Here is a 22354-nt window from a genome sequence, read left to right as displayed (position 1 = left end):
CGGCAGAGGCGCGGCGCGCCGGTCCCGGCACACCCCCGACGCGCTTGGCGGCAACCGCTACGGCGGCGGCGCCGTGGACCGGCAACCCGGCGGACCGGTGACACGGGGTCGGTCCGCCGGGGAGGAAGCCGCGTAGCGGGGCGGTCTGCCGGTCAGCGGCCGATGCCTCCGCCCCGTACTTCATCGGGAGCCGGAAGGAATCCGCTTCCGATGAAGTACGTCAGATAGGTACGCACCGTCGCATCGGTCAGCTCGTGCCGACGCACCCCCGCCTCCGTCGCGGCACGGTCCGTGGCCACCGAATCGAAGGAGCGCGCAGCACGCCGCATCCCTCCGCCCGCTTCATCGGGCTGCCGTCCGGCTTCGCCCCCGAGGAAGAGCTGCGCCGCGTTGTCGGGCTGACCGGCCACCCGCCTGGTCCACTCGTCCGCCGACACCGGCTCCACCACGTAACCCAGCGAACCGGCCGCTCCGAAGACCTGCGAGAGGGTCGGCGCCTGCGGACTGGTCAGGTGGTAGACACCACCGGCGGACCCGCTCCCGGCAGTCGCCTCCCGGTCGGCACCGCGCCCGGCGATCGCCACGACGGCCGCGCTCACATAGTCAACCGGTACCCAGCCCGTCGTCTCCTCGGGCCCCTCCGGGACCGCCCGCGCCTGGAGGCACCCCTTGATGAACTGCCACAACAGGTCACGCTCCTGGCAGGCCCCGGTCTGCGAGTCGCCGGAAATCCGGGCCGGCCGGTAGACCGTCACCGGAACGCCCCGGTGCCGGGCGAGCTCCACGATCCTCTCCGCCACCCATTTGCTCTGCGCGTACCCGTCAGGCAGTTCCAGCACGGAACCCAGCGGCGTCGACTCCGTAATCCGGTGTCCTCCGGACGACGCATGCCCCGGCGCGTACACCCCCGTGGTCGAGATGTAGTGCATCCCGCTCGACCCCGATTCGGCCACGAGCCGCAGCAGTTCCTCGGTGCCCCCCACATTCGCGTCGCGCAGTTCGCCGTAAGGAGCGGCGAAGTTGACGCGGGCGCCGTTGTGATAGACCGCACCGACCCTGCGCGCCAGGGCCGTACGGTCACGGGCCGACAGGCCGAGACCCGGCGCGGACAGGTCTCCCGGCAGCGCGTGGATCAGAGGAGCGTAGCGCTGCTGCCAGAGCCCGTACCGCTCCAGGTTCGCGCGCAGCCTGTGTGCGCCGTCCGTCGCGTCCGCGCACCGCACCAGGCAGTCCACGGGGCCGTCGGCCGACTCCAGCAGATCGCGCAGCAGAAACGCTCCGAGGAACCCGGATCCGCCTGTCAGCAGCGGCCGTTGCCCGTCCGGCCGCGCCTTGTGGCGGCCGGGTGCCGACGGACGTGAGATGTCGGAAGCCAGCCGCACATCGTCCCGTGGATCCGGATCCGGCCGGCCGGTGTCACGGTCGGCGGCCCCTCCGGCGGTCGCGCCGGGTGGGTCCAGCAGGCGCTGGACACCGTCGACCGTCGGCGCCGCGAAGACATCGCGTATCGACAACCGCACGCCCAGCCGCTCCTCGATGCGCTGGGCCAGCTTCACCGCGAGCAGGGAGTGCCCGCCGAGGCCGAAGAAGTCGTCGTCGATATGGACGTCCGTGACCCCGAGGACGTCGGCGAACACTTCGCAGAGGATCTTCTCCCGCTCGGTACGGGGCGCGCGCCCGGCCGGACGGCCGGCGGACGGATCAGGTGCGGGCAGCGCCCGCCGGTCGACCTTCCCGTTCGGGGTGAGGGGCAGAGCATCGAGCGCCACACATACGGACGGGACCATGTGCGCGGGCAGTACGGCGGCGAGTTCGGACCGCACATCGGCCGCCGTCGCCTCCCGCCGGCTCTTCCCTGCAACGGTGTAGGCGACCAGGCGCCGGTTGCCTGGTTGGTCTTCGCGGAGGATGACGCGGGCGGCGCTGATGCCGGGGAGGTTGGTGAGTGCTGCCTCGATTTCGCCGGGTTCGATGCGGAAGCCGCGGAGTTTGATCTGGTCGTCGGTGCGGGTGAGGTATTCGAGTTCGTTGTGGTGGTTCCAGCGGACGAGGTCGCCGGTGCGGTACATGCGTTGGCCGGTGGTGGTGAAGGGGTCGGCGATGAAGCGTGTTGCTGTGAGGGCGGGTTGGTTGTGGTAGCCGCGGGCGAGTCCGTCGCCCGCCACGTACAGCTCACCGGTCACCCCGGGCGGCACCATCCGCAGCCCGGAGTCGAGTACGTACACCCGGGCGTTGTCCACCGGCACACCGATCGGCACGGTCCGTACCGGTGACTGCGGCCCGTCGGCCTGCTGGAACGCGCTGATGGTCGCACAGACGGTCGTCTCGGTCGGGCCGTAGGCATTGACCACACGCCGGTCCGCGGCCCACTGCCTGACCAGGGCGGGCGTGCACGCTTCACCGGCCAGGACCAGCGTGACATCCCGGGGCACCCCGTCCGCGGGCATCACGGCCAGGGCGGCGGGAGGCAGCGTGAGATGGGTGACGCCACGCTCCGCGAGCAAGCGCGCCAGCGGCGGCCCCGGCGCCAACTCCTCGGGAGTCGCCAGCTCCAGGCAGCCACCGGTCAGCAGCGCCATGCAGAACTCCCAGAAAGCCGCGTCGAAACTGACCGACGCCATCTGCAGCACCCGGCTCCCGGGCCCCAGCCCCAGCCGCTCCACCTGCGTCCGCACCATCGCTTCGACCCCGCTGTGGGTGACGGTGACTCCCTTTGGTTGTCCGGTGGAGCCGGAGGTGTGGATGAGGTAGGCGGGGTGGTGGGGGTGGGGTGTGTGGGTGGGGTTGGTGGTGTGGGGGGTGGTGGGTTGGTGGGTGTTGAGGTGGGTGGTGGGGATGGTGTGGGTGGGGAGTTGGGTGTTGGTGTGGGTGGTGGTGATGAGGTGGGTGGGTTTGGTGGTGTTGAGGATGTGGGTGGTGCGGTGGTGGGGGTAGGTGGGGTCGATGGGGAGGTAGGCGGCTCCGGTTTTGAGGATGGCGAGGGTGGTGGTGGGGAGTTGGTTGGTGCGGGGGAGTGCGAGGGCGATGAGGTCTTCGGGGCCGATGCCTTGGTTGGTGAGGTGGTGGGCGAGGGTGTTCGCGCGGGCGTTCAACTCCCCGTACGTCAGCACACCCGCGCTGTCGCGCACGGCCGGTGCGTCGGGGGTCCGCCTGGCCCACTCCTCGAACAGCTCGGGCACCGTCGCGTGCGACAGCTCCCGTACCGGCCCCTGCCCCCACTGGGTGAGCTGCGAGCGTTCCGCCCCGGTGAGCAGTTCATAAGCGTGGACACACTGGTCGGGGTCGGCCACCACCGCCGTCAGCAGACGTGAGAACCGCTCGACGAGCCTGCGCACCGTCCCGGCCTCGAACAGCTCCGTGGAGAAATCCACGGTCGCTTCCAGGCCCTGCGCCCGGCCGTTCTCGTCGTGCTTCTCGACGAAGGTGAAGGTCAGGTCGAACTTGCTGATGCCGGTGTGGACGGGCAGGGCGGTTGTGGTGATGCCGGGGAGTTCAAGTGCGGCGGTGCCCTGGTTCTGGAGGACCAGCATCGTCTGGAAGAGAGGGTGGTGGTTCTGCGAACGGGTCGGGTTGAGCTCTTCCACGAGTCGTTCGAAGGGGAGGTCCTGGTGGGTGTAGGCGGTGAGGTTGGTGGTGCGGGTGCGGTGGAGGAGTTCGCGGAAGGTGGGGTCGCCCGTGAGGTCCGTACGCAGCACCAGGGTGTTGATGAAGAACCCGATGAGGTGGTCGAGAGCCTCGTCGGACCGGCCGGCTACCGCGGTGCCCAGCGGGATGTCGTCCCCGGCTCCGTGGTGGGAGAGCAGGGTGGCGAGGGCGGCCTGCAGCACCATGAACATGCTGCATCCGGATGAGCGGGCCAGTTGTGCGAGCCCCCGGTGGTCGTCCTGGCCGAGCCGGAAGGGCACGGTGTCACCCGTGTGCTGTGTCACTGCCGGTCGCGGGTGATCCAGGGGCAGTTCGAGGAGTTCGGGCAGATCCGCCAGTTCCTGTCGCCAGAAGCCGAGTTGGCGGCTGAGGGGGCTGTGGGGGTCTGTCTCTGTGCCGAGGGTGTGGTGCTGCCAGAGGGTGTAGTCGGCATACTGGACGGGGAGCGGTGCCCAGTTGGGCGGTGTGCCGTGTCTGCGGGCCTGGTACGCCTGGCCGAGGTCTCGGGCGAGGGGCGCGAGGGACCAGCCGTCGGCGGCGATGTGGTGGACGACCAGGACCAGGACGTGTGCCTGGGCATCCCGCCGCAGCAGGGTGACGCGGATCGGCGTATGGCTCTCGACGTCGATCGGCTCGGTCGCCGCGCGTGTGACAAGGCCGTCCAGCTCCGGCTCCGTGACGTCGGTTGTCCGGAAGTCGAGAGGATGGTTCGAGGCGGCGAGGACGACCTGCTCGGGAGCTCCGTCCCTCTCGGGGAAGACCGTACGCAGCGGCTCGTGGCGTTCGACCAGGTCGGCGAGGGCCGCTCGCAGAGCGTGGGTGTCGAGTGGGCCGTCCAGACGCAGGACGAGGGGGATGTTGTACGTGGCGCTGGGGCCTTCGAAGCGGTTGAGGAACCAGAGGCGTTGTTGGGCGTGGGAGAGGGGGAGGTGGTGGGGTCGTTTGTGGGGTGTGAGGGTGGGTCGGGCGTGGTGGGCGGTGTCGAGTGCGGTGGCGAGTGTGGCGACGGTGGGGTGTTCGAAGAGGGTGCGGATCTCGATTTCGGCATTCAGGGTGGTGCGGATGCGGCTGGTGAGGCGGGTGGCGAGGAGTGAGTGGCCGCCGAGTGTGAAGAAGTTGTCGTCGATGGTGATGTGGTCGCGGTTGAGGATGTCCGCGAAGAGGCCGCAGAGGATTTCTTCGCGTGCGGTGGCCGGTTCTCGTCCGTGGGGTGTGGCAGCGGTTTCGGGTGCGGGTAGTGCGGTGTGGTCGATTTTGCCGTTGAGGGTGAGGGGGAGTGTGTCGAGGGTGATGAAGGCGGAGGGGACCATGTAGGGCGGCAGTGTCCGGCCGAGCAGCGCGGACAGTTCCGCGGAGTCGGCCTTCGCGCCGGTGGTGGTCGGGGTGACGTAGGCGACGAGCCGCCGGTCCCCAGGAGCGTCTTCGCGCAGGGTGACCAGGGCGGTCGCAACGGAGGGGTGGGATCGTAGTGCGGTTTCGATTTCGGTGGGTTCGATGCGGTAGCCGCGGAGTTTGATCTGGGTGTCGGCGCGGCTGACGTACTCCAGTTCGTCGTTGTGGTTCCAGCGGACGAGGTCGCCCGTCCGGTACATGCGGTCGCCGGTCACGCTGAAGGGATCCACGACGAACCGGGTGGCGGTCAGCGCAGGTTGCCCGACGTACCCACGGGCCACTCCGGGCCCGGCCAGGTAGAGCTCACCCGTCACGTGGGGCGGCACAGGGCGGAGGCCGGTGTCGAGTACGTACGCCCGCATCCCGTCCATCGCGCACCCAATGGGCGGCACCTCCGCACCGAAGCCGTCCGCAGACACCGCGCACCGTGTGGCGAAGGTGGTGGTTTCGGTGGGTCCGTAGACGTGGTGGAACGTTGTTTGGGGGTGGGTGGTGGCGAGTTGTTGGAGTAGTCCGGGGGTTGCTGTTTCGCCGCCGGTTGCCACGAGGCGGAGTGTGCCGAGGAGTTGGGGGGTGGTGTCGGCGAGGGTGTTGAAGAGTGCGGTGGTGAGGAAGAGCGCGGTGACGTTCTGGGTGGTGATGAGGTGGTGGAGGGTGTGGGGTTCGAGTGGGCCGGGTGGGGCGATGGCGATGCGTCCGCCGGTGAGGAGTGGGGTCCAGATTTCGAAGGTGGAGGCGTCGAAGACGTAGGCGGAGTGCATGAGGATGGTGTGGGGTGTGTTTGCCCAGGTGGTGTCTGCGGTGAGGGCTGTGATGTCGCGGTGGGTGATGCCGACGCCCTTGGGGGTGCCGGTGGATCCGGAGGTGAACATCATGTAGGCCAGTTGTGCGCCGCCGATCACGGTCGGCAGGGGTGCGGGGGTGGCGGGCGCCCCGTCAGTCACGTGTCCCAGGGCGTCAACCACGAGAACCGCGACAGTGGTTCGCATGTGTTGCACCCAGGGGTGGGTGGCGGTTTCGTGGTCCACGATGAGGGCGCGCAACCTGGCGGTGTGTGCGGTCTGGTGGAGGCGTTCGGTGGGCCACTGGTGGTCGAGTGGGACGTACATGGCTGAGGCCCTGACGGCGGCGAGGGATGCGGTGACGATGCTGGGGGCGCGGGTGAGGAGGACCCCGACCCCGTCTTCTGCGCGCACGCCGTGGCCCGCCAGGCAGGCTGCCAGTTCGGCTGAGGTGTGGTCGAGTTCGCCGTAGGTCAGGGTCCCGTTGCTGCTGGACACGGCCACCGCGTCCGGTGCCGCTTTCACGCGCTCCGCGAACAGCTCGGGCAGCGACGCCCCCGAGACACCCACCGGAAGGTCCCCACCCCGGCCCTGGCCGAGCAGCCGCTCCCGCTCTCCTTCGAGCAGTACCGGAAGCTCGCCGACGCGAAGCTCCAGATCCGTCGAGAACGCTTCGAGGAGCAGCCGCAGCCGCTCCGCCATCACTTCCACGGCGGGCCGTCCGAACACGGTCGTCCGGTATCCGAAGGTGATCCGCAGATCCTCACCGGGCGCGACGGTGAGCGTCAGCGGATAGTGAGCCGCGTCGGTCCCGTGGAAACCGGTGATCCGCAGGCCCGGCAGACCTTCCTGGGCCCGGCGCAGCGCTGCCGCGTCCATCGGGTAGTTCTCGAAGACGGCCAGGGTGTCGAAGAGCTCGTCCAGCCCGGTGAGGGCGCCGATCTCGGTCAGCCCGATGTGCTGGCAGCCCAGCAGCCGCGTCTGTTCCTGCTGCGCGCGGTTCAGGAGCGCGGCCAGGGTGTCGTCACGCCGCACCCCGATCCGGACCGGGATGGTGTTGATGAAGAGGCCGACCATCGATTCGACGCCGCCGATCTCCGGCGGGCGCCCGGAGACCGTGGTCCCGAAGAGCACATCGTCCTGCCCCGTCAGATGGTGCAGCAGGACTCCCCAGGCGCCCTGCACCAGAGTGTTCAGGGTGAGCCGGTGCCGGCGGGCGGTCTCCCGCAGACGGGCGGTGGTGGCCGCCCCGAGATCCATCACCACCTGCCCGGGCAGCTCGCCCGTGGCGGCCGGCGCCGCTCCGGCCCCGGACAGCAGCGTCGGTTCCGTCACCCCCGCCAGGGCGTTTCGCCAGGAGCCGGCGGCGGCCGTACGGTCCTGGGACGCCAGCCAGGCCAGATAGTTCCGGTAGGGGGCGACGCGCGGCATGGCGCTGTCGTCTCCACCGCGCGCGTACAGCTCGAAGAGTTCCCGTACGAGCAGGGGCATCGACCAGCCGTCGAGCAGGATGTGATGGTTGGTCATCACCAGCCGGTGCTGCTCGTGCCCCATCCGGATCAGGGTGAACCGCAGCAGCGGCGGCTGCGACAGGTCGAAACGCCGGGTGCGGTCGGCCGCCAGGAACTCCGCGAGCCGTTCGGCGGGTTGGCCCTCGTCCCCGGCGCTGAAATCCAGTTCATCGAAGTCGGGCGCGACATCGGCGGCGACAGCCTGGACCGGCTCGTCCAGCCCTTCGTGGAGGAAGCCGACGCGGAGGTTGGCGTGCCTGCGCAGCAGCCCCTGTACGGCGGCGCGCAGGAGGGCCGCGTTCACCGGTCCTTCGATGTCGAAGACGAACTGCGCGGTGTAGACGTCCACCGCCGTCGAGTCGTACAGGGCATGAAACAGCATGCCCTGCTGCAACGGCGTCAGCGGGAGGACGTCCTGAAGCTGGAATCCGGTCACTTGCGTCCACCCCACGTGTTCTGCAGTAGATCGATCTGGGCCTGGTTCAGTGAGACCAGGGGAAGGTCGGAAGGCGTGTATCCACCGGCATCGGGCGCCTGGGCGTGTTCCGCGATGGCGCGCAGCGCCCGCAGCCACTCGTCGGCGAGCCGTGCCACGTCGTCCTCGTCGATGAGGTCGGTCGGCCAGGTCCAGTTGACGACCAGTCGGGGCCCGTCGGGGAGGTCCTGCGTGAAGGCGTTGATGTCGATCACGTGGTGGACGGGCGTGCCGGGGTCCTGCGCGTCCGGGCCGCCGCCGTCGAGCAGCGGCTGCCAGTCTTCGCCCGCCGTGGCGCCGCCGTCCGGCGAACCGGCGTACCTGCCAAGGTAGTTGAAGCCGATCTGGGGGGTGACCGCGTTCAGCAGCTGTCCACGGGTGACCGGGTTCAGATGGCGCAGCAGGCCGTAGCCGATGCCGTGGTCGGGGATGGCCCGCAGCTGTTCCTTGACGCGTTTGAGCGCACCGTCGACGAACGCGCCGTCGTACGTCCGCTCCCCGGGCCGGCCGACCGGCCCCGGATCGACCCTGACCGGGTACATGCTGGTGAACCACCCGACCGTACGGGACAGATCGGTGTGCTCACCGATCTGCTCCCGGCCGTGGCCCTCGATGTCGAGCAGTACGGCCGGACTTCCCGGCGTCCCGCGGTCGGCCCGCCATCCGGCGACCGCCGCGGAGAGGCCCGTGAGCAGTACGTCGTTGACCCCCGCGTGGAAGACGGTCGGCGCCGTGGTGAGCAGGGGCTGTGTCCACTCGGCGGAGAGGCTGACCGTCAGGGTCCGGGTGCGGGCGGCGGTGTCCCGCTCCGGGTCGAGGGGGCGACGCCCCAGCTGCGGATCCGGGGTCTGCAGGATGTCCCGCCAGAGCAGCAACTCGGCGGCCCGCGTGGGACTTTGTGCCTCCGCCACCAACAGCTCGGCCCAGCGCCGGTACGAGGTGGGAACCGGCGGCAGCTCCTGGCCAGGCGATCCCGGGTCTCCCGGGGGCCCGCCGGGGCGGTCCGCGGTAACCGCCTGCCAGGCGGTCACCAGGTCGGCCGTGAGGGTCCGCCAGGACACCGCGTCCACCGCCAGGTGATGGACGACGAGCAGGAGCCGGCCGGGCCGGGCGGGCCCCGCGTCGAACCAGACCGCCGCCAGCACCGCACCGGCAGCCGGCCGCAGCCGCCTGCGGGCGGCCTCCGCTGCCTCCGCGATCACCCCCGTGGTGGTCTCTTCGTCCAGTCCTTCGATGCCGACGCGGACCAGCCGGTCACGGGCGGACACCGCGCCCTGCGGAAGGACTTCGAGGCCGGGCTGCCCTTGGGCCGTCCCGGGTACCACCCTCAGGCGCAGCGTGGCGTGATGGTCGACCAGCAGCTGGAGCGCCGCGACGAGTTGCTCCTCGCCCGCCCCGGCGGGGGACCGCAGCACGCTGGACTGGTTGTAGCCGTCCGAAGGGCCGGGCCGATCGAGGAACCAGGCCGCGATCGGGGTCAGCGGCACCTCGCCCACGCCCGGATCCGCCGCGGTCTCCGGTGCGTCACCGAGCGGCACGGCCACCGAGGCGATCAGCTCGGGGGTGCGGTGCTCGAAGACCTGCCGCGGTGTGATGACCAGGCCCGCCTTACGCGCCCTGCTGACGACCTGGATGGAGAGAATGCTGTCCCCGCCGAGGGCGAAGAAGTCGTCGTCGGTGTGGACGTCGATGCCGGTGTCCGTGGCACCCAGGGTCTCACCGAACACCCGGCAGAGGACTCGCTCCCGCTCGGTTCCCGGAGCACGCCCCGCTGTCCGCACGACGGACAGGTCGGGCACCGGCAGCGTCCGCCGGTCGATCTTGCCGTTCGGCAGCAGGGGCAGCGTGTCCAATGCGACGAAGGCCGACGGGATCATGTACTCGGGCAGTACGGCGGTGAGCGCCGCCCGCAGTTCGGCTGCCGGCGGCTCCGGCCGGTCGTTCGCCGCCACGGTGTAGGCGACCAGCCGCCGTTCCCCCGGCTGGTCCTCGCGGACCACGGCGCAGGCCGCGCTGATACCCGGAAGGTCGGTGAGCGCGGCCTCGATCTCGCCGAGTTCGATACGGAAACCCCGGAGCTTCACCTGGTCATCGGCGCGTGACAGATACTCCAGCTGTCCGTCGTGGTTCCGGCGCACGAGGTCGCCTGTGCGGTACATGCGGTCGCCGCTGGTGGAGAAGGGGTCGGCGACGAAGCGGGCTGCCGTCAGTCCCGGCCGCCGCAGGTAGCCGCGGGCGAGCCCGTGGCCCGCCACGTACAGCTCACCGGTCACCCCGGGCGGCACCATCCGCAGCCCGGGGTCGAGCACGTAGGCGCGTACGTTCCAGATGGGTGCGCCGACCGGTACGACATCCGCGGCGGCCTTGCCGGGCAGCGGAATGGCCGGGTGGGCGGTCGCGTCGATGGTCGCCTCGGTCGGCCCGTAGAGGTTGTGCACCTCCACGGACCAGGCATCCGCTACCTGCGCCGCGAGGGCCACGGGGAGCGGCTCACCGCCCGACATCACCGCACGGAGGCTGTACGGCGGTGAACCGGCCGCTTCGTTCAGGACGAGCGACAGATGCGACGGTACGAACTGCGCCACTGTGACCTGGAGTTCTCGCATACGACGGAGCAGCAGCGCCGGATCACGGTTCAGCTCCGGCGGGACGACACAGACCGACGCGCCGTGCAGGAGGGGGAGCCAGGTCTCCCATACGGAGGCATCGAAGCTGGGTGAGGTGCGGGCGAGTACCCGGTCGTCGGGGGTGAGGGTGAGGTGGTCGGCCATCCATGCCATGTGGTTCGTCAGTGCGGCATGGGTGACGGTGACTCCCTTCGGCTGCCCGGTGGAGCCGGAGGTGTAGATGACGTACGCCGGGTGCGCCGGGAGCACGGTGGCGCCGGGGCACGCGGTACGGCCGGTCGACCAGGCCGCCGTGTCGTCCAGCGACACGGCGGGCAACGTGGTGGGCGGCAACTGCCCGCGCGTCTCGTCGGTCAGGATGAGCAGCGCGGGCCGGGCGTCCTCCAGCATGTACGTGATACGGGAGGCCGGGTACTCCGGGTCGACCGGCAGATAGGCGGCCCCCGCCTTGAGCACCGCCAGCATGGAGACGACGGTCCGGACCGTGCCCGGAAGCGCGAGAGCGACCAGGTCCTCGGGCCCCACCCCGCGGTCGACCAGATGGTGGCAGAGGTCGTTGGCCTCCGCGTCGAGCTGGGCGTAGGTCAGCACCCGCCGGCCGTCACGGGCCGCCACGGCGTCCGGTGTGCGGGCCGCCTGCGCCTGGAACGCCTCCGGCACCGTCAGCCGCTCCACCTGCCTGGTCGGACCCTCGGCGGCAGCGACGAGCTGCGACGCCTCTTCAGCACCGATGAAGTCGACATCCCGGACGCGCTGATCGGGGTCGGCCACCACGGACCCCAGAACCATGCAGAAGCGGTCGGCAAGCGCCCTTGCCGTTGCAGGTTCGAACAGCTCTGTGGAGTACTCCAGGCTCCCTTCGATCCCGTCCGCCCGGCCGTTCTCGTCGTGCTTCTCGACGAAGGTGAAGGTCAGGTCGAACTTGCTGATGCCGGTGTGGACGGGCAGGGCGGTTGTGGTGATGCCGGGGAGTTCGAGTGCGGCGGTGCCCTGGTTCTGGAGGACCAGCATCGTCTGGAACAGGGGATGCCGGTTCTGCGCCCTGCTGGGGCAGAGCGCGTCCACGAGTCGTTCGAAGGGGAGGTCCTGGTGGGTGTAGGCGGTGAGGTTGGTGGTGCGGGTGCGGTGGAGGAGTTCGCGGAAGGTGGGGTCGCCCGAGAGGTCCGTGCGCAGCACGAGGGTGTTGATGAAGAACCCGATGAGGTGGTCGAGAGCTTCGTCGGTACGGCCGGCTACCGCGGTGCCCAGCGGGATGTCGTCCCCGGCTCCATGGTGGGAGAGCAGGGTGGCGAGGGCAGCTTGGAGGGTCATGAACGTGCTGGTGTTGGTGGTCTTGGTGAGGAGGGTGAGCTGGTGGTGGGTATGAGGGCTGATGTGGAAGGTGAGGGAGTTGCCCTGGTGGTGGGTGAGCGCGGGGCGTGGGTGGTCGGTGGGGAGCTGGAGCAGCTCGGGGAGCTTGTCCAACTGCTTTCTCCAGTAGGCGAGTTGGCGGGCAGCGAGGCTGTCCGGGTCACCTCCCTCGCCGAGGGTGTGGTGTTGCCAGAGGGTGTAGTCGGCGTACTGGACGGGGAGCGGTGTCCAGTCCGGTGAGGTGGAGCGCGTACGGGCCCGGTAGGCGTGGCCGAGGTCGTCGGCGAGAGGGGTGAGGGACCAGCCGTCCGCCGCGATGTGGTGCACGACCAGGACCAGCACGTGGGCCTCGGCGCCCAACCGCAACAGGCTCGTACGGATGGGCACCTCCGTGGACACGTCGAAGCAGTGCGAGACGGCGGCGCCGAGCACGGTGTCCAGCTCGGCGGGATCGACCTCCTGCACCCCGGGGGCGACGTCGATCGCCGAGGTGTCGAGGATCAGCTGCCGTGCCACCCCGTCGGTCTCCGGATACACGGTGCGGAGTGTTTCGTGGCGTTCTACGAGGTCGGCGAGGGCCGCTCGCAGGGCGTGGGTGTCGAGTGGGCCGTCGAGGCGGAGGACGAGGGGGATGTTGTAGGTGGGGCTGGGGCCTTCGTAGCGGTTGAGGAACCAGAGGCGTTGTTGGGCGTGGGAGAGGGGGAGGTGGTCGGGGCGTTTGTGGGGTGTGAGGGTGGGTCGGGCGTGGTGGGCGGTGTCGAGTGCGTGGGTGAGTGTGGCGACGGTGGGGTGTTCGAAGAGGGTGCGGATCTCGATTTCGGCATTCAGGGTGGTGCGGATGCGGCTGGTGAGGCGGGTGGCGAGGAGTGAGTGGCCGCCGAGTGTGAAGAAGTTGTCGTCGATGGTGATGTGGTCGCGGTTGAGGATGTCCGCGAAGAGGCCGCAGAGGATTTCTTCGCGTGCGGTGGCCGGTTCTCGTCCGTGGGGTGTGGCAGCGGTTTCGGGTGCGGGTAGTGCGGTGTGGTCGATTTTGCCGTTGAGGGTGAGGGGGAGTGTGTCGAGGGTGATGAAGGCGGAGGGGACCATGTAGGGCGGCAGTGTCCGGCCGAGCAGCGCGGACAGTTCCGCGGAGTCGGCCTTCGCGCCGGTGGTGGTCGGGGTGACGTAGGCGACGAGCCGCCGGTCCCCAGGAGCGTCTTCGCGCAGGGTGACTAGGGCGGTCGCAACGGAGGGGTGGGATCGTAGTGCGGTTTCGATTTCGGTGGGTTCGATGCGGTAGCCGCGGAGTTTGATCTGGGTGTCGGCGCGGCTGACGTACTCCAGTTCGTCGTTGTGGTTCCAGCGGACGAGGTCGCCCGTCCGGTACATACGGTCGCCGGTCACGCTGAAGGGATCCACGACGAACCGGGTGGCGGTGAGGGCGGGGCGGTTGGTGTATCCGCGGGCGACGCCGGGTCCTGCGAGGTAGAGCTCGCCGGTGACGCCGGGTGGTACGGGGTTGAGGGCGGTGTCGAGTACGTAGGTGCGCATGCCGTCGAGGGCGTGGCCGATGGGAGGCGGGCCGGTGGGTGTGTGGGGGGTGACGGCGTGGCGGGTGGCGAAGGTGGTCGTCTCGGTCGGCCCATAGACGTGCCGGATGCGGGTGGTGGGGAGGAGATGAGCGAGGCGCTGCATGGCGGTCGGTGAGGCGAGTTCGCCGCCGGCGCAGAGCAGGGCGAGACCGGTCAGGGCCTGAGGCTCGGTGTCGGCGATGACGTTGAAGAGTGCGGTGGTGAGGAAGAGCGCGGTGACGTTCTGGGTGGTGATGAGGTGGTGGAGGGTGTGGGGTTCGAGTGGGCCGGGTGGGGCGATGGCGATGCGTCCGCCGGTGAGGAGTGGGGTCCAGATTTCGAAGGTGGAGGCGTCGAAGACGTAGGCGGAGTGCATGAGGATGGTGTGGGGTGTGTTGGCCCAGGTGGTGTCGGCGGTGAGGGCTGTGATGTCGCGGTGGGTGATGCCGACGCCCTTGGGGGTGCCGGTGGATCCGGAGGTGAACATCATGTAGGCCAGTTGTGCGCCGCCGATCACGGTCGGCAGGGGTGCGGGGGTGGCGGGCGCCCCGTCAGTCACGTGTCCCAGGGCGTCAACCACGAGAACCGCGACAGTGGTTCGCATGTGTTGCACCCAGGGGTGGGTGGCGGTTTCGTGGTCCACGATGAGGGCGCGCAACCTGGCGGTGTGTGCGGTCTGGTGGAGGCGTTCGGTGGGCCACTGGTGGTCGAGTGGGACGTACATGGCTGAGGCCCTGACGGCGGCGAGGGATGCGGTGACGATGCTGGGGGCGCGGGTGAGGAGGACTCCGACTCCGTCTTCCGCGCCGACCCCGTGGCCGGCGAGGCAGGCTGCCAGTTCGGCTGAGGTGTGGTCGAGTTCGCCGTAGGTCAGGGTCCCGTTGCTGCTGGACACGGCCACCGCGTCCGGTGCCGCTTTCACGCGCTCCGCGAACAGCTCGGGCAGCGACGCCCCCGAGACACCCACCGGAAGATCCCCACCCCGACTCCACCGGGCCATGGCCTCCCGCTCGGTGCCGGACAGCAGGTCATAGCTGCGCAGCGGACGGTCCGGATCGGCCGCCACGGCTTTGAGCAGTCGTGTGAGCCGGTGCGTCAGGGTCTCGACCGTGGTGCGGTCGAAGAGGGCTGTCGCGTACTCGACTCCCGCCGTGATGCCGCCGTGCTCCTGGTCCTCGGCGAAAGCGAAGGTCAGATCGAACTTGCTGACTCCGTTGTGCACCAGTCGGCTCTTCACCGACAGTCCAGGCAGCTCGATAGCGGCGGTGTCCTGGTTCTGGAGCACCAGCATCGTCTGGAACAGAGGCGCATGGTTACGGGCGCGGACCGGGTTGAGGCTCTCGACCAGCCGCTCGAACGGCACGTCCTGGTGTGCGTAGGCGGCCAGGTCGAACTCCCTTACACGGGCCAGGAGTTCCCGGAAAGTCGGTTCGCCCGACACGTCCGTACGCAGGACGAGCGTGTTGACGAAGAACCCGATCAGGTCTTCGAGAGCGCCGTCGGTGCGACCGGCCACGGGTGTGCCGAGAGGAATGTCGTCCCCCGCGCCGTGCCGGGAGAGCAAGGTAGCCACGGCGGCCTGCAGCACCATGAACAGGCTGCTGCCGGAGCCCTTCGCCAAGTCGAGCAGCTGTCTGTGCAGGCCGGCGTCCAACGTGTAGGAAACTGTCGCGCCCGTGTGATCCGCGACGGCAGGGCGGGGCCGGTCGACGGGTAGGTCGAGGAGCCCAGGGAGGCCCCGCAGCGCATCGCTCCAGAAGGAGAGTTGACGCGAAGTGACACTGCCGGGGTCGGACTCTTCGCCGAGCATGGTGCGTTGCCACAGCGTGTAGTCGATGTACTGGACGGCCGGTGCGGGCCGCTCGGGGGCGCCGCCGCCGACGCGGGCCCGGTAGGCATCGCCCAGGTCGCGGGCGAGCGGCGCGAGGGACCAGCCGTCCGCCGCGATGTGGTGCACGACCACGACCAGCACGGTACGGGTGGGGCCCGTCCTGAAGAGCCAGGCCCGCAACGGGAGATCGTTGGTCACGTCGAACGGAGTAGCGACCGCGGTGGACACCGCCGCTTCGAGACGGGTCGCGGTGACCTCCTCGATCGTCAAGTCCACCGCCAACGCGGCGCTCTCCAGCACGCGTTGGTTCGGGACTCCGTCCGTCTCCGGGAACACCGTACGCAGCGCCTCATGACGGGCCACCACATCACCGAGGGCCGCGCGCATCGCATCCGTGTCCAGCTCTCCGTCGAGCTCCAGCACCAGCGGGATGTTGTACGTGGAGCTCGGCCCTTCGAACCGGTTGAGGAACCAGAGCCGCTGCTGCGCGAAGGACAGCGGGATCGATTCAGCACGTACGGCTCTGACCACTCCCGCCCTGCCCCGGTCCGCACTGTCGAGCGCCGTGGCGAGCCGGGCGACCGTCGGGTGCTCGAACAGGGTACGGACCTGGAGTTCCGCTCCCAGGAGTGAACGCACCGCGCTGACCAGCCGCGTCGCCAGGAGGGAGTGCCCGCCCAGCGCAAAGAAGCTGTCGTCGACCCCTACCTCCGGAAGGCCCAGCAGCTCGGCGAAGAGACCGCACAGAATCTCTTCCTGTACCGAACGCCTGCTGCGGTCGCGGCCGCCGCTCGGAGCGGCATCAGGCACGGGCAGCCTGCCCCTGTCGACCTTGCCGTTCGGCAGCAGCGGCAGCGTGTCCAGCGCGACGAAGGCCGACGGGACCATGTGCGCGGGCAGTACGGCTGTGAGTGCGGCCCGCAGATCGGGCGTCGGTGGTTCCTGCTGGGCGGGCGTAGCCACGGTGTAGGCGACGAGGCGCCGGTTGCCTGGTTGGTCTTCGCGGAGGATGACGCGGGCGGCGCTGATGCCGGGGAGGTTGGTGAGCGCTGCCTCGATTTCGCCGGGTTCGATGCGGAAGCCGCGGAGTTTGATCTGGTCGTCGGCGCGGGTGAGGTATTCGAGTTCGTTGTGGTGGGTCCAGCGGACGAGGTCGCCGGTGCGGTACATGCGTTGGCCGGTGGTGGTGAAGGGGTCGGCGATGAAGCGTGTTGCTGTGAGGGCGGGTTGGTTGTGGTAGCCGCGGGCGAGTCCGTCGCCCGCCACGTACAGCTCACCGGTCACCCCGGGCGGCACCATCCGCAACCCGGAGTCGAGTACGTACGTCCGCACGTTCCAGACCGGGCCCCCGAGGGGCACGGTCCCCGACACCGTGTCACCGGAGAGCGGCCGCACCGCACGGGCGGTCGCGTCGATGGTTGTCTCGGTCGGCCCGTAGAGGTTGTGCACCTCGACCGACCACTCCTCCGCCACACGGCTCGCCAGCCTGACCGGAAGGGGCTCTCCGCCCGCCAGCACCGCCCGGAGCCCGGACGGCGGGGGAGCGGTGGTGGCGTCCAGAACCGCCGAAAGATGCGACGGCACGAACTGCGCCACCGTGACGCGGAACTCCTCCATCCACTCCATCAGAAGGACGGGGTCCTGATTGGCGATGTCCGGCAACACACAGACCGACGCGCCGTGCAGGAGGGGGAGCCAGGTCTCCCATACGGAGGCGTCGAAGCTGGGTGAGGTGCGGGCGAGTACCCGGTCGTCGGGGGTGAGGGTGAGGTGGTCGGCCATCCATGCCATGTGGTTCGTCAGTGCGGCATGGGTGACGGTGACTCCCTTCGGTTGTCCGGTGGAGCCGGAGGTGTGGATGAGGTAGGCGGGGTGGTGGGGGTGGGGTGTGTGGGTGGGGTTGGTGGTGTGGGGGGTGGTGGGTTGGTGGGTGTTGAGGTGGGTGGTGGGGATGGTGTGGGTGGGGAGTTGGGTGTTGAGGTGGGTGGTGGTGATGAGGTGGGTGGGTTTGGTGGTGTTGAGGATGTGGGTGGTGCGGTGGTGGGGGTAGGTGGGGTCGATGGGGAGGTAGGCGGCTCCGGTTTTGAGGATGGCGAGGGTGGTGGTGGGGAGTTGGTTGGTGCGGGGGAGTGCGAGGGCGATGAGGTCTTCGGGGCCGATGCCTTGGTTGGTGAGGTGGTGGGCGAGGGCGTTCGCGCGGGCGTTCAACTCCCCGTACGTGAGAGAGCCGTCCGCATCCCGCACCGCCACGGCGTCGGGTGTGCGGGCCGCCTGCGCCTGGAACGCCTCGGGCACGGTGAGCCGCGGAACCTGCCCGGCCGGCCCGCGTCCGGCGGCGAGAAGCTCCGACTGCTCCTGCTGAGTGAGCAGCTGCATACGGTGCACCCGCTGCTCGGGATCCGCGACGACACCGGCCAGCAGGCGCGACAGCCGGTCGGCCAGTGACTGCGCCGTGGACCGTTCGAACAGCTCCGTGGAGAACTCCAGATACCCCGTCAGTCCGGCGGGTTCGCCGTCGTCGTCCTGCGTTTCGGTCAGCGAGAACGTCAGGTCGAACTTACTGACGTCGGTGTGGACGGACTGATCCGTCACCACCACCCCAGGCATGTCGATCCCGGCGGTGGCCTGGTTCTGCAGGACCAGCATCGTCTGGAACAACGGGTGATGGCTCTGCGAACGCTCCGGGTTCACCGCCTCCACCAGCCGCTCGAAGGGGACATCCTCATGTGCGTAGGCCGCGAGGTCGAAGGCGCGTACCCGGGCCAGGATTTCGCGGAAGGTGGGGTCGCCCGAGAGATCCGTACGCAGCACAAGGGTGTTGACGAAGAACCCGACGAGATCTTCGAGAGCCTCGTCGGACCGGCCGGCCACCGCGGTGCCGAGCGGGATGTCGTCCCCGGCACCGTGGCGGCAGAGGAGTACGGCGAGGGCCGCCTGCAGCACCATGAACATGCTGCACCCCGACGACCGGGCCAGTTGTGCGAGCCCCCGGTGGTCGTCCTCGCCCAGCAGGAAGGGCACGGCGCCACCCGCGTGCGTTGCCACCACAGGTCGCGGGCGGTCCAGGGGCAGTTCGATGCGTTCGGGCAGGCCCGTCAGCTTCTCCTGCCAGAAGCCGAGTTGGCGGCTGAGAAGACTTTCCGGGTCATTCTCCTCGCCGAGGGTGTGGTGTTGCCAGAGGGTGTAGTCGGCGTACTGGACGGGGAGCGGTGTCCAGTCCGGTGAGGTGGAGCGCGTACGGGCCCGGTACGCCTGCCCGAGGTCCCGGGCGAGGGGTGCCAGGGACCAGCCGTCCGCGGCGATGTGGTGCACGACCAGGACCAGGACATGCGCCTCAGCGGTCAACCGCAACAGCTTCACCCGCACTGCGGGGTTCCCCGCCAGGTCGAAGGTTCCGCCCGCCGCCGATGCCACGCTGTCCTGCGCCCAACGTGCGGCCTGCTCGGAGGTCGCGCCGACCGGGGCACTCTCCACGATCAGTGGCACCAGGCCACGCGCTTCCGCAGCGGGGTGCACCTGCTGATGGGGGACTCCGCCCTCCTCCACGAGCACGGTGCGGAGTGTTTCGTGGCGTTCTACGAGGTCGGTGATGGCGGTGCTGAGGGCGTGGGTGTCGAGTGGGCCGTCGAGGCGGAGGACGAGGGGGATGTTGTAGGTGGGGCTGGGGCCTTCGTAGCGGTTGAGGAACCAGAGGCGTTGTTGGGCGTGGGAGAGGGGGAGGTGGTCGGGGCGTTTGTGGGGTGTGAGGGTGGGTCGGGCATGGTGGGCGGTGTCGAGTGCGGTGGCGAGTGTGGCGACGGTGGGGTGTTCGAAGAGAGTGCGGATCTCGATTTCGGCATTCAGGGTGGTGCGGATGCGGCTGGTGAGGCGGGTGGCGAGGAGTGAGTGGCCGCCGAGTGTGAAGAAGTTGTCGTCGATGGTGATGTGGTCGCGGTTGAGGATGTCCGCGAAGAGGCCGCAGAGGATCTCTTCTTGTGGGGTCCGCGGACGACGGCCGCCCGTGGCACTGGCGGCTTCGGGCGCGGGCAGGGCCTTGCGGTCGATTTTGCCGTTCGGGTTGAGAGGCAGCGAGTCCAACCGTACGAACGCCGAAGGAACCATGTACGACGGCAACGACCGCCCCACCTCGGCCGCCAGCGTGTCGGGGTGCAGCGGGCCGCCATCGGCGGATACGACATACGCCACCAACTGGCTCGCGCCGGGGATGTCCTCGCGCAGTGTGACCAGGGCGGTCTTCACCGAAGGGTGGGACCGTAGTGCGGTTTCGATTTCGGTGGGTTCGATGCGGTAGCCGCGGAGTTTGATCTGGGTGTCGGCGCGGCTGATGTATTCGAGTTCGTTGTGGTGGTTCCAGCGGACGAGGTCGCCGGTGCGGTACATGCGGTCGCCGGTGGTGGTGAAGGGGTCGGCGGTGAAGCGGGTTGCGGTGAGGTCGGGGCGGTTGGTGTATCCGCGGGCGACGCCGGGTCCTGCGAGGTAGAGCTCGCCGGTGACGCCGGGTGGTACGGGGTTGAGGGCGGTGTCGAGTACGTAGGTGCGCATGCCGTCGAGGGCATGCCCGATGGGGGGCGGGCCGGTGGGTGTGTGGGGGGTGACGGCGTGGCGGGTGGCGAAGGTGGTCGTCTCGGTGGGTCCGTAGACGTGGTGGAACGTTGTGTGGGGGTGGGTGGTGGCGAGTTGTTGGAGTAGTCCGGGGGTTGCTTTTTCGCCGCCGGTTGCTACTAGGCGGAGTGTGCCGAGGAGTTGGGGGGTGGTGTCGGCGAGGGTGTTGAAGAGTGCGGTGGTGAGGAAGAGCGCGGTGACGTTCTGGGTGGTGATGAGGTGGTGGAGGGTGTGGGGTTCGAGTGGGCCGGGTGGGGCGATGGCGATGCGTCCGCCGGTGAGGAGAGGCACCCAGATTTCGAAGGTGGAGGCGTCGAAGACGTAGGCGGAGTGCATGAGGATGGTGTGGGGTGTGTTGGCCCAGGTGGTGTCGGCGGTGAGGGCTGTGATGTCGCGGTGGGTGATGCCGACGCCCTTGGGGGTGCCGGTGGATCCGGAGGTGAACATCATGTAGGCCAGCTGTGCGCCGCCGATCACGGTCGGCAGGGGTGCGGGGGAGGCGGGCGCCCCGTCAGTCACGTGTCCCAGGGCGTCAACCACTAGCACGGGCAAGGTGGTTCGCATGTGTTGCACCCAGGGGTGGGTGGCGGTTTCGCGGTCCACGATGAGGGCGCGCAACCTGGCGGTGTGTGCGGTCTGGTGGAGGCGTTCGGTGGGCCACTGGTGGTCGAGTGGGACGTACATGGCCGAGGCTCGTACAGCGGCGAGGGATGCGGTGACGATGCCGGGCGCCCGGGTGAGGAGGACCCCGACCCCGTCTTCCGCGCCCACCCCGTGGCCCGACAGGCAGGCTGCCAGTTCGGCTGATGTCTGGTCGAGCTCGCCGTAGGTCAGGGTCCCGTTGCTGCTGGACACGGCCACCGCGTCCGGTGCCGCTTTCACGCGCTCCGCGAACAGCTCGGGCAGCGACGCCCCCGACACACCCACCGGAAGATCCCCGCCCCGGCCCGTCTCCAGAATCTGCTTCGTCGCCGAGTCGTCCAGTACCCGCAGGCGCGACACGGGAGAGGTCAGGTCCGCCTGTGCCAGTTCTTCGATCAGGTGGGTGATGGCCTGCTGATGCGGCAGGACGTCCTCGGGCCGGTAGAGCTCCCGGTTGATGTCGAAGCCGATAAGCGGTCCCTTGTCCCCGGACCGTTCGTAGAGGAAGAGCGAGACGTCGTCGACCGGGCCGGTGGACAGCAGGCGCGAGACGCCGGGACTTCCCGCGAAGTCGAAGTCGTAGCCGTACGGCATGACGTTCACGACGATGTCGGAGAGCTGGGCCGTGGCACCGATGTTCTTGAGCTCGCGGGCCAACTGCTCTCTTGAGTAACGGCGGTGACGGATCGCCGGCCGCATCTCGGCCGCGACCGTACGGACCAGATCCGCCACCGTCATCCCGGGCGTGAGATGGATGTGCAGCGGCAGGATGTTGGCCGTCATGCCGGCGATCCGCCGCATGCTGTTGCGGCGGCCGTTCGAGGCCAGCCCGATGCCGACGTCCAGCGATCCTGTCACGCGGCTGACGTACGCCGCGACCGCGCTCACGAAGACGGCGGGCCAGGTGGTTCTGGTCTCCGAAGCGACTCTCCGCAGCCCCTCCATGACATGCAGAGGCAGCGACCTGCCCTGGTGGAGATGTGTGCCGGGAGCGACGGGCACCGGGCTGTCGCGGTGAGCCCCGGGTGCTGCCGGGCGTCGCTGAATGAAGGCGGCGTCGCGCGCGGACAGCGCCGATGGGCTCTGCTCGCTACCGTCCGGTGTCCGGGGCGCGAGTCCGCCGAACTTCTGTGTCCAGTACTCCCGGTCGCGCGCGAACTCCGCCGAGCGGTGGTAGCCCGTCTCGTCCTCCACCAACTCGCTGAGCGGCGCCCTGAGTTCTGGCACCTGCTCACCTCGTACGGCGGCGGTGTACAGCTCCGCGACCCGGCGGGCAATGCCGGTGCCGCTCAGCCCGTCCAGGGCGATGTGGTGGTAGCGGACGTACCAGAAGTGAAGGTCGGGGCCGAGCTTGAGCAGGGCGAAGGTGTGGCGCGGGCAGGTCAGACTGTCGACCGTCTCCATGTCGTCGGTCATGTACTGCTCGGCGGCGGCTGCCGGGTCCTGAGTGCCGGTCAGATCCACCGTGCGGCAGCGGCCCACCTGCTTCCGTACGACACGCTGGTAAACGGTGTCGCCCTCCACCACGAATTCGAGGTTGAGGCTTTCGTGTTCCTCGCTCGCTCTCCTCAGTGCGGCCTCGAATAATCTCCCGTCGAGCGGCCCATGGATTTGAATGCATTCACCTATGTTGTACTTCGGGCTCTTGGGGTCCAATAGCTGTCCGTACCACACACCTTGCTGAGCGGCAGTCAAAGGAAGAAGCCGGGCACGGTTTTCTGGCATGGTGATGCCGCCCTTTCGAAGGGTGTCGAGTCAGTCCATGAGGGCGTGACGAGCCCATCTCCCGTTGCTCAATGCGTCGGAGACGGCAAAGCAAACCGCGCCGGGCCCCTCGGGGGCCATCCGGGTCCGGAGTTGTGGTACGCCGAACCCGGTGGTCGCTCAATGGGCCTGCGAAGGCTGATGTGCGGTGGCTCCCGGCGTCGAGAGGCGGCATCGGCGGGC

The 22354-nt window shown here is 69.3% G+C and carries 2 protein-coding genes; both read right to left on the bottom strand.

Annotated elements, in window-relative coordinates:
* Positions 1–152: 152 nt before the first annotated feature.
* On the bottom strand, positions 153–7766 hold the full coding sequence (locus tag ACWGKJ_RS11285) for an amino acid adenylation domain-containing protein (protein ID WP_453315714.1): 7614 nt from the start codon (positions 7764–7766) through the stop codon (positions 153–155).
* Positions 7763–22132, bottom strand: a complete 14370-nt coding sequence (locus tag ACWGKJ_RS11280) for an amino acid adenylation domain-containing protein (protein ID WP_453315713.1) — start codon at positions 22130–22132, stop codon at positions 7763–7765. The genes ACWGKJ_RS11285 and ACWGKJ_RS11280 overlap by 4 nt, the downstream gene beginning before the upstream one ends.
* Positions 22133–22354 lie beyond the last annotated feature (222 nt).

Source organism: Streptomyces sp. NPDC054757, assembly GCF_053612185.1.
Note: the sequence above shows the minus strand (reverse complement) of the source record. Positions and strands in the feature narration are given on the sequence as shown.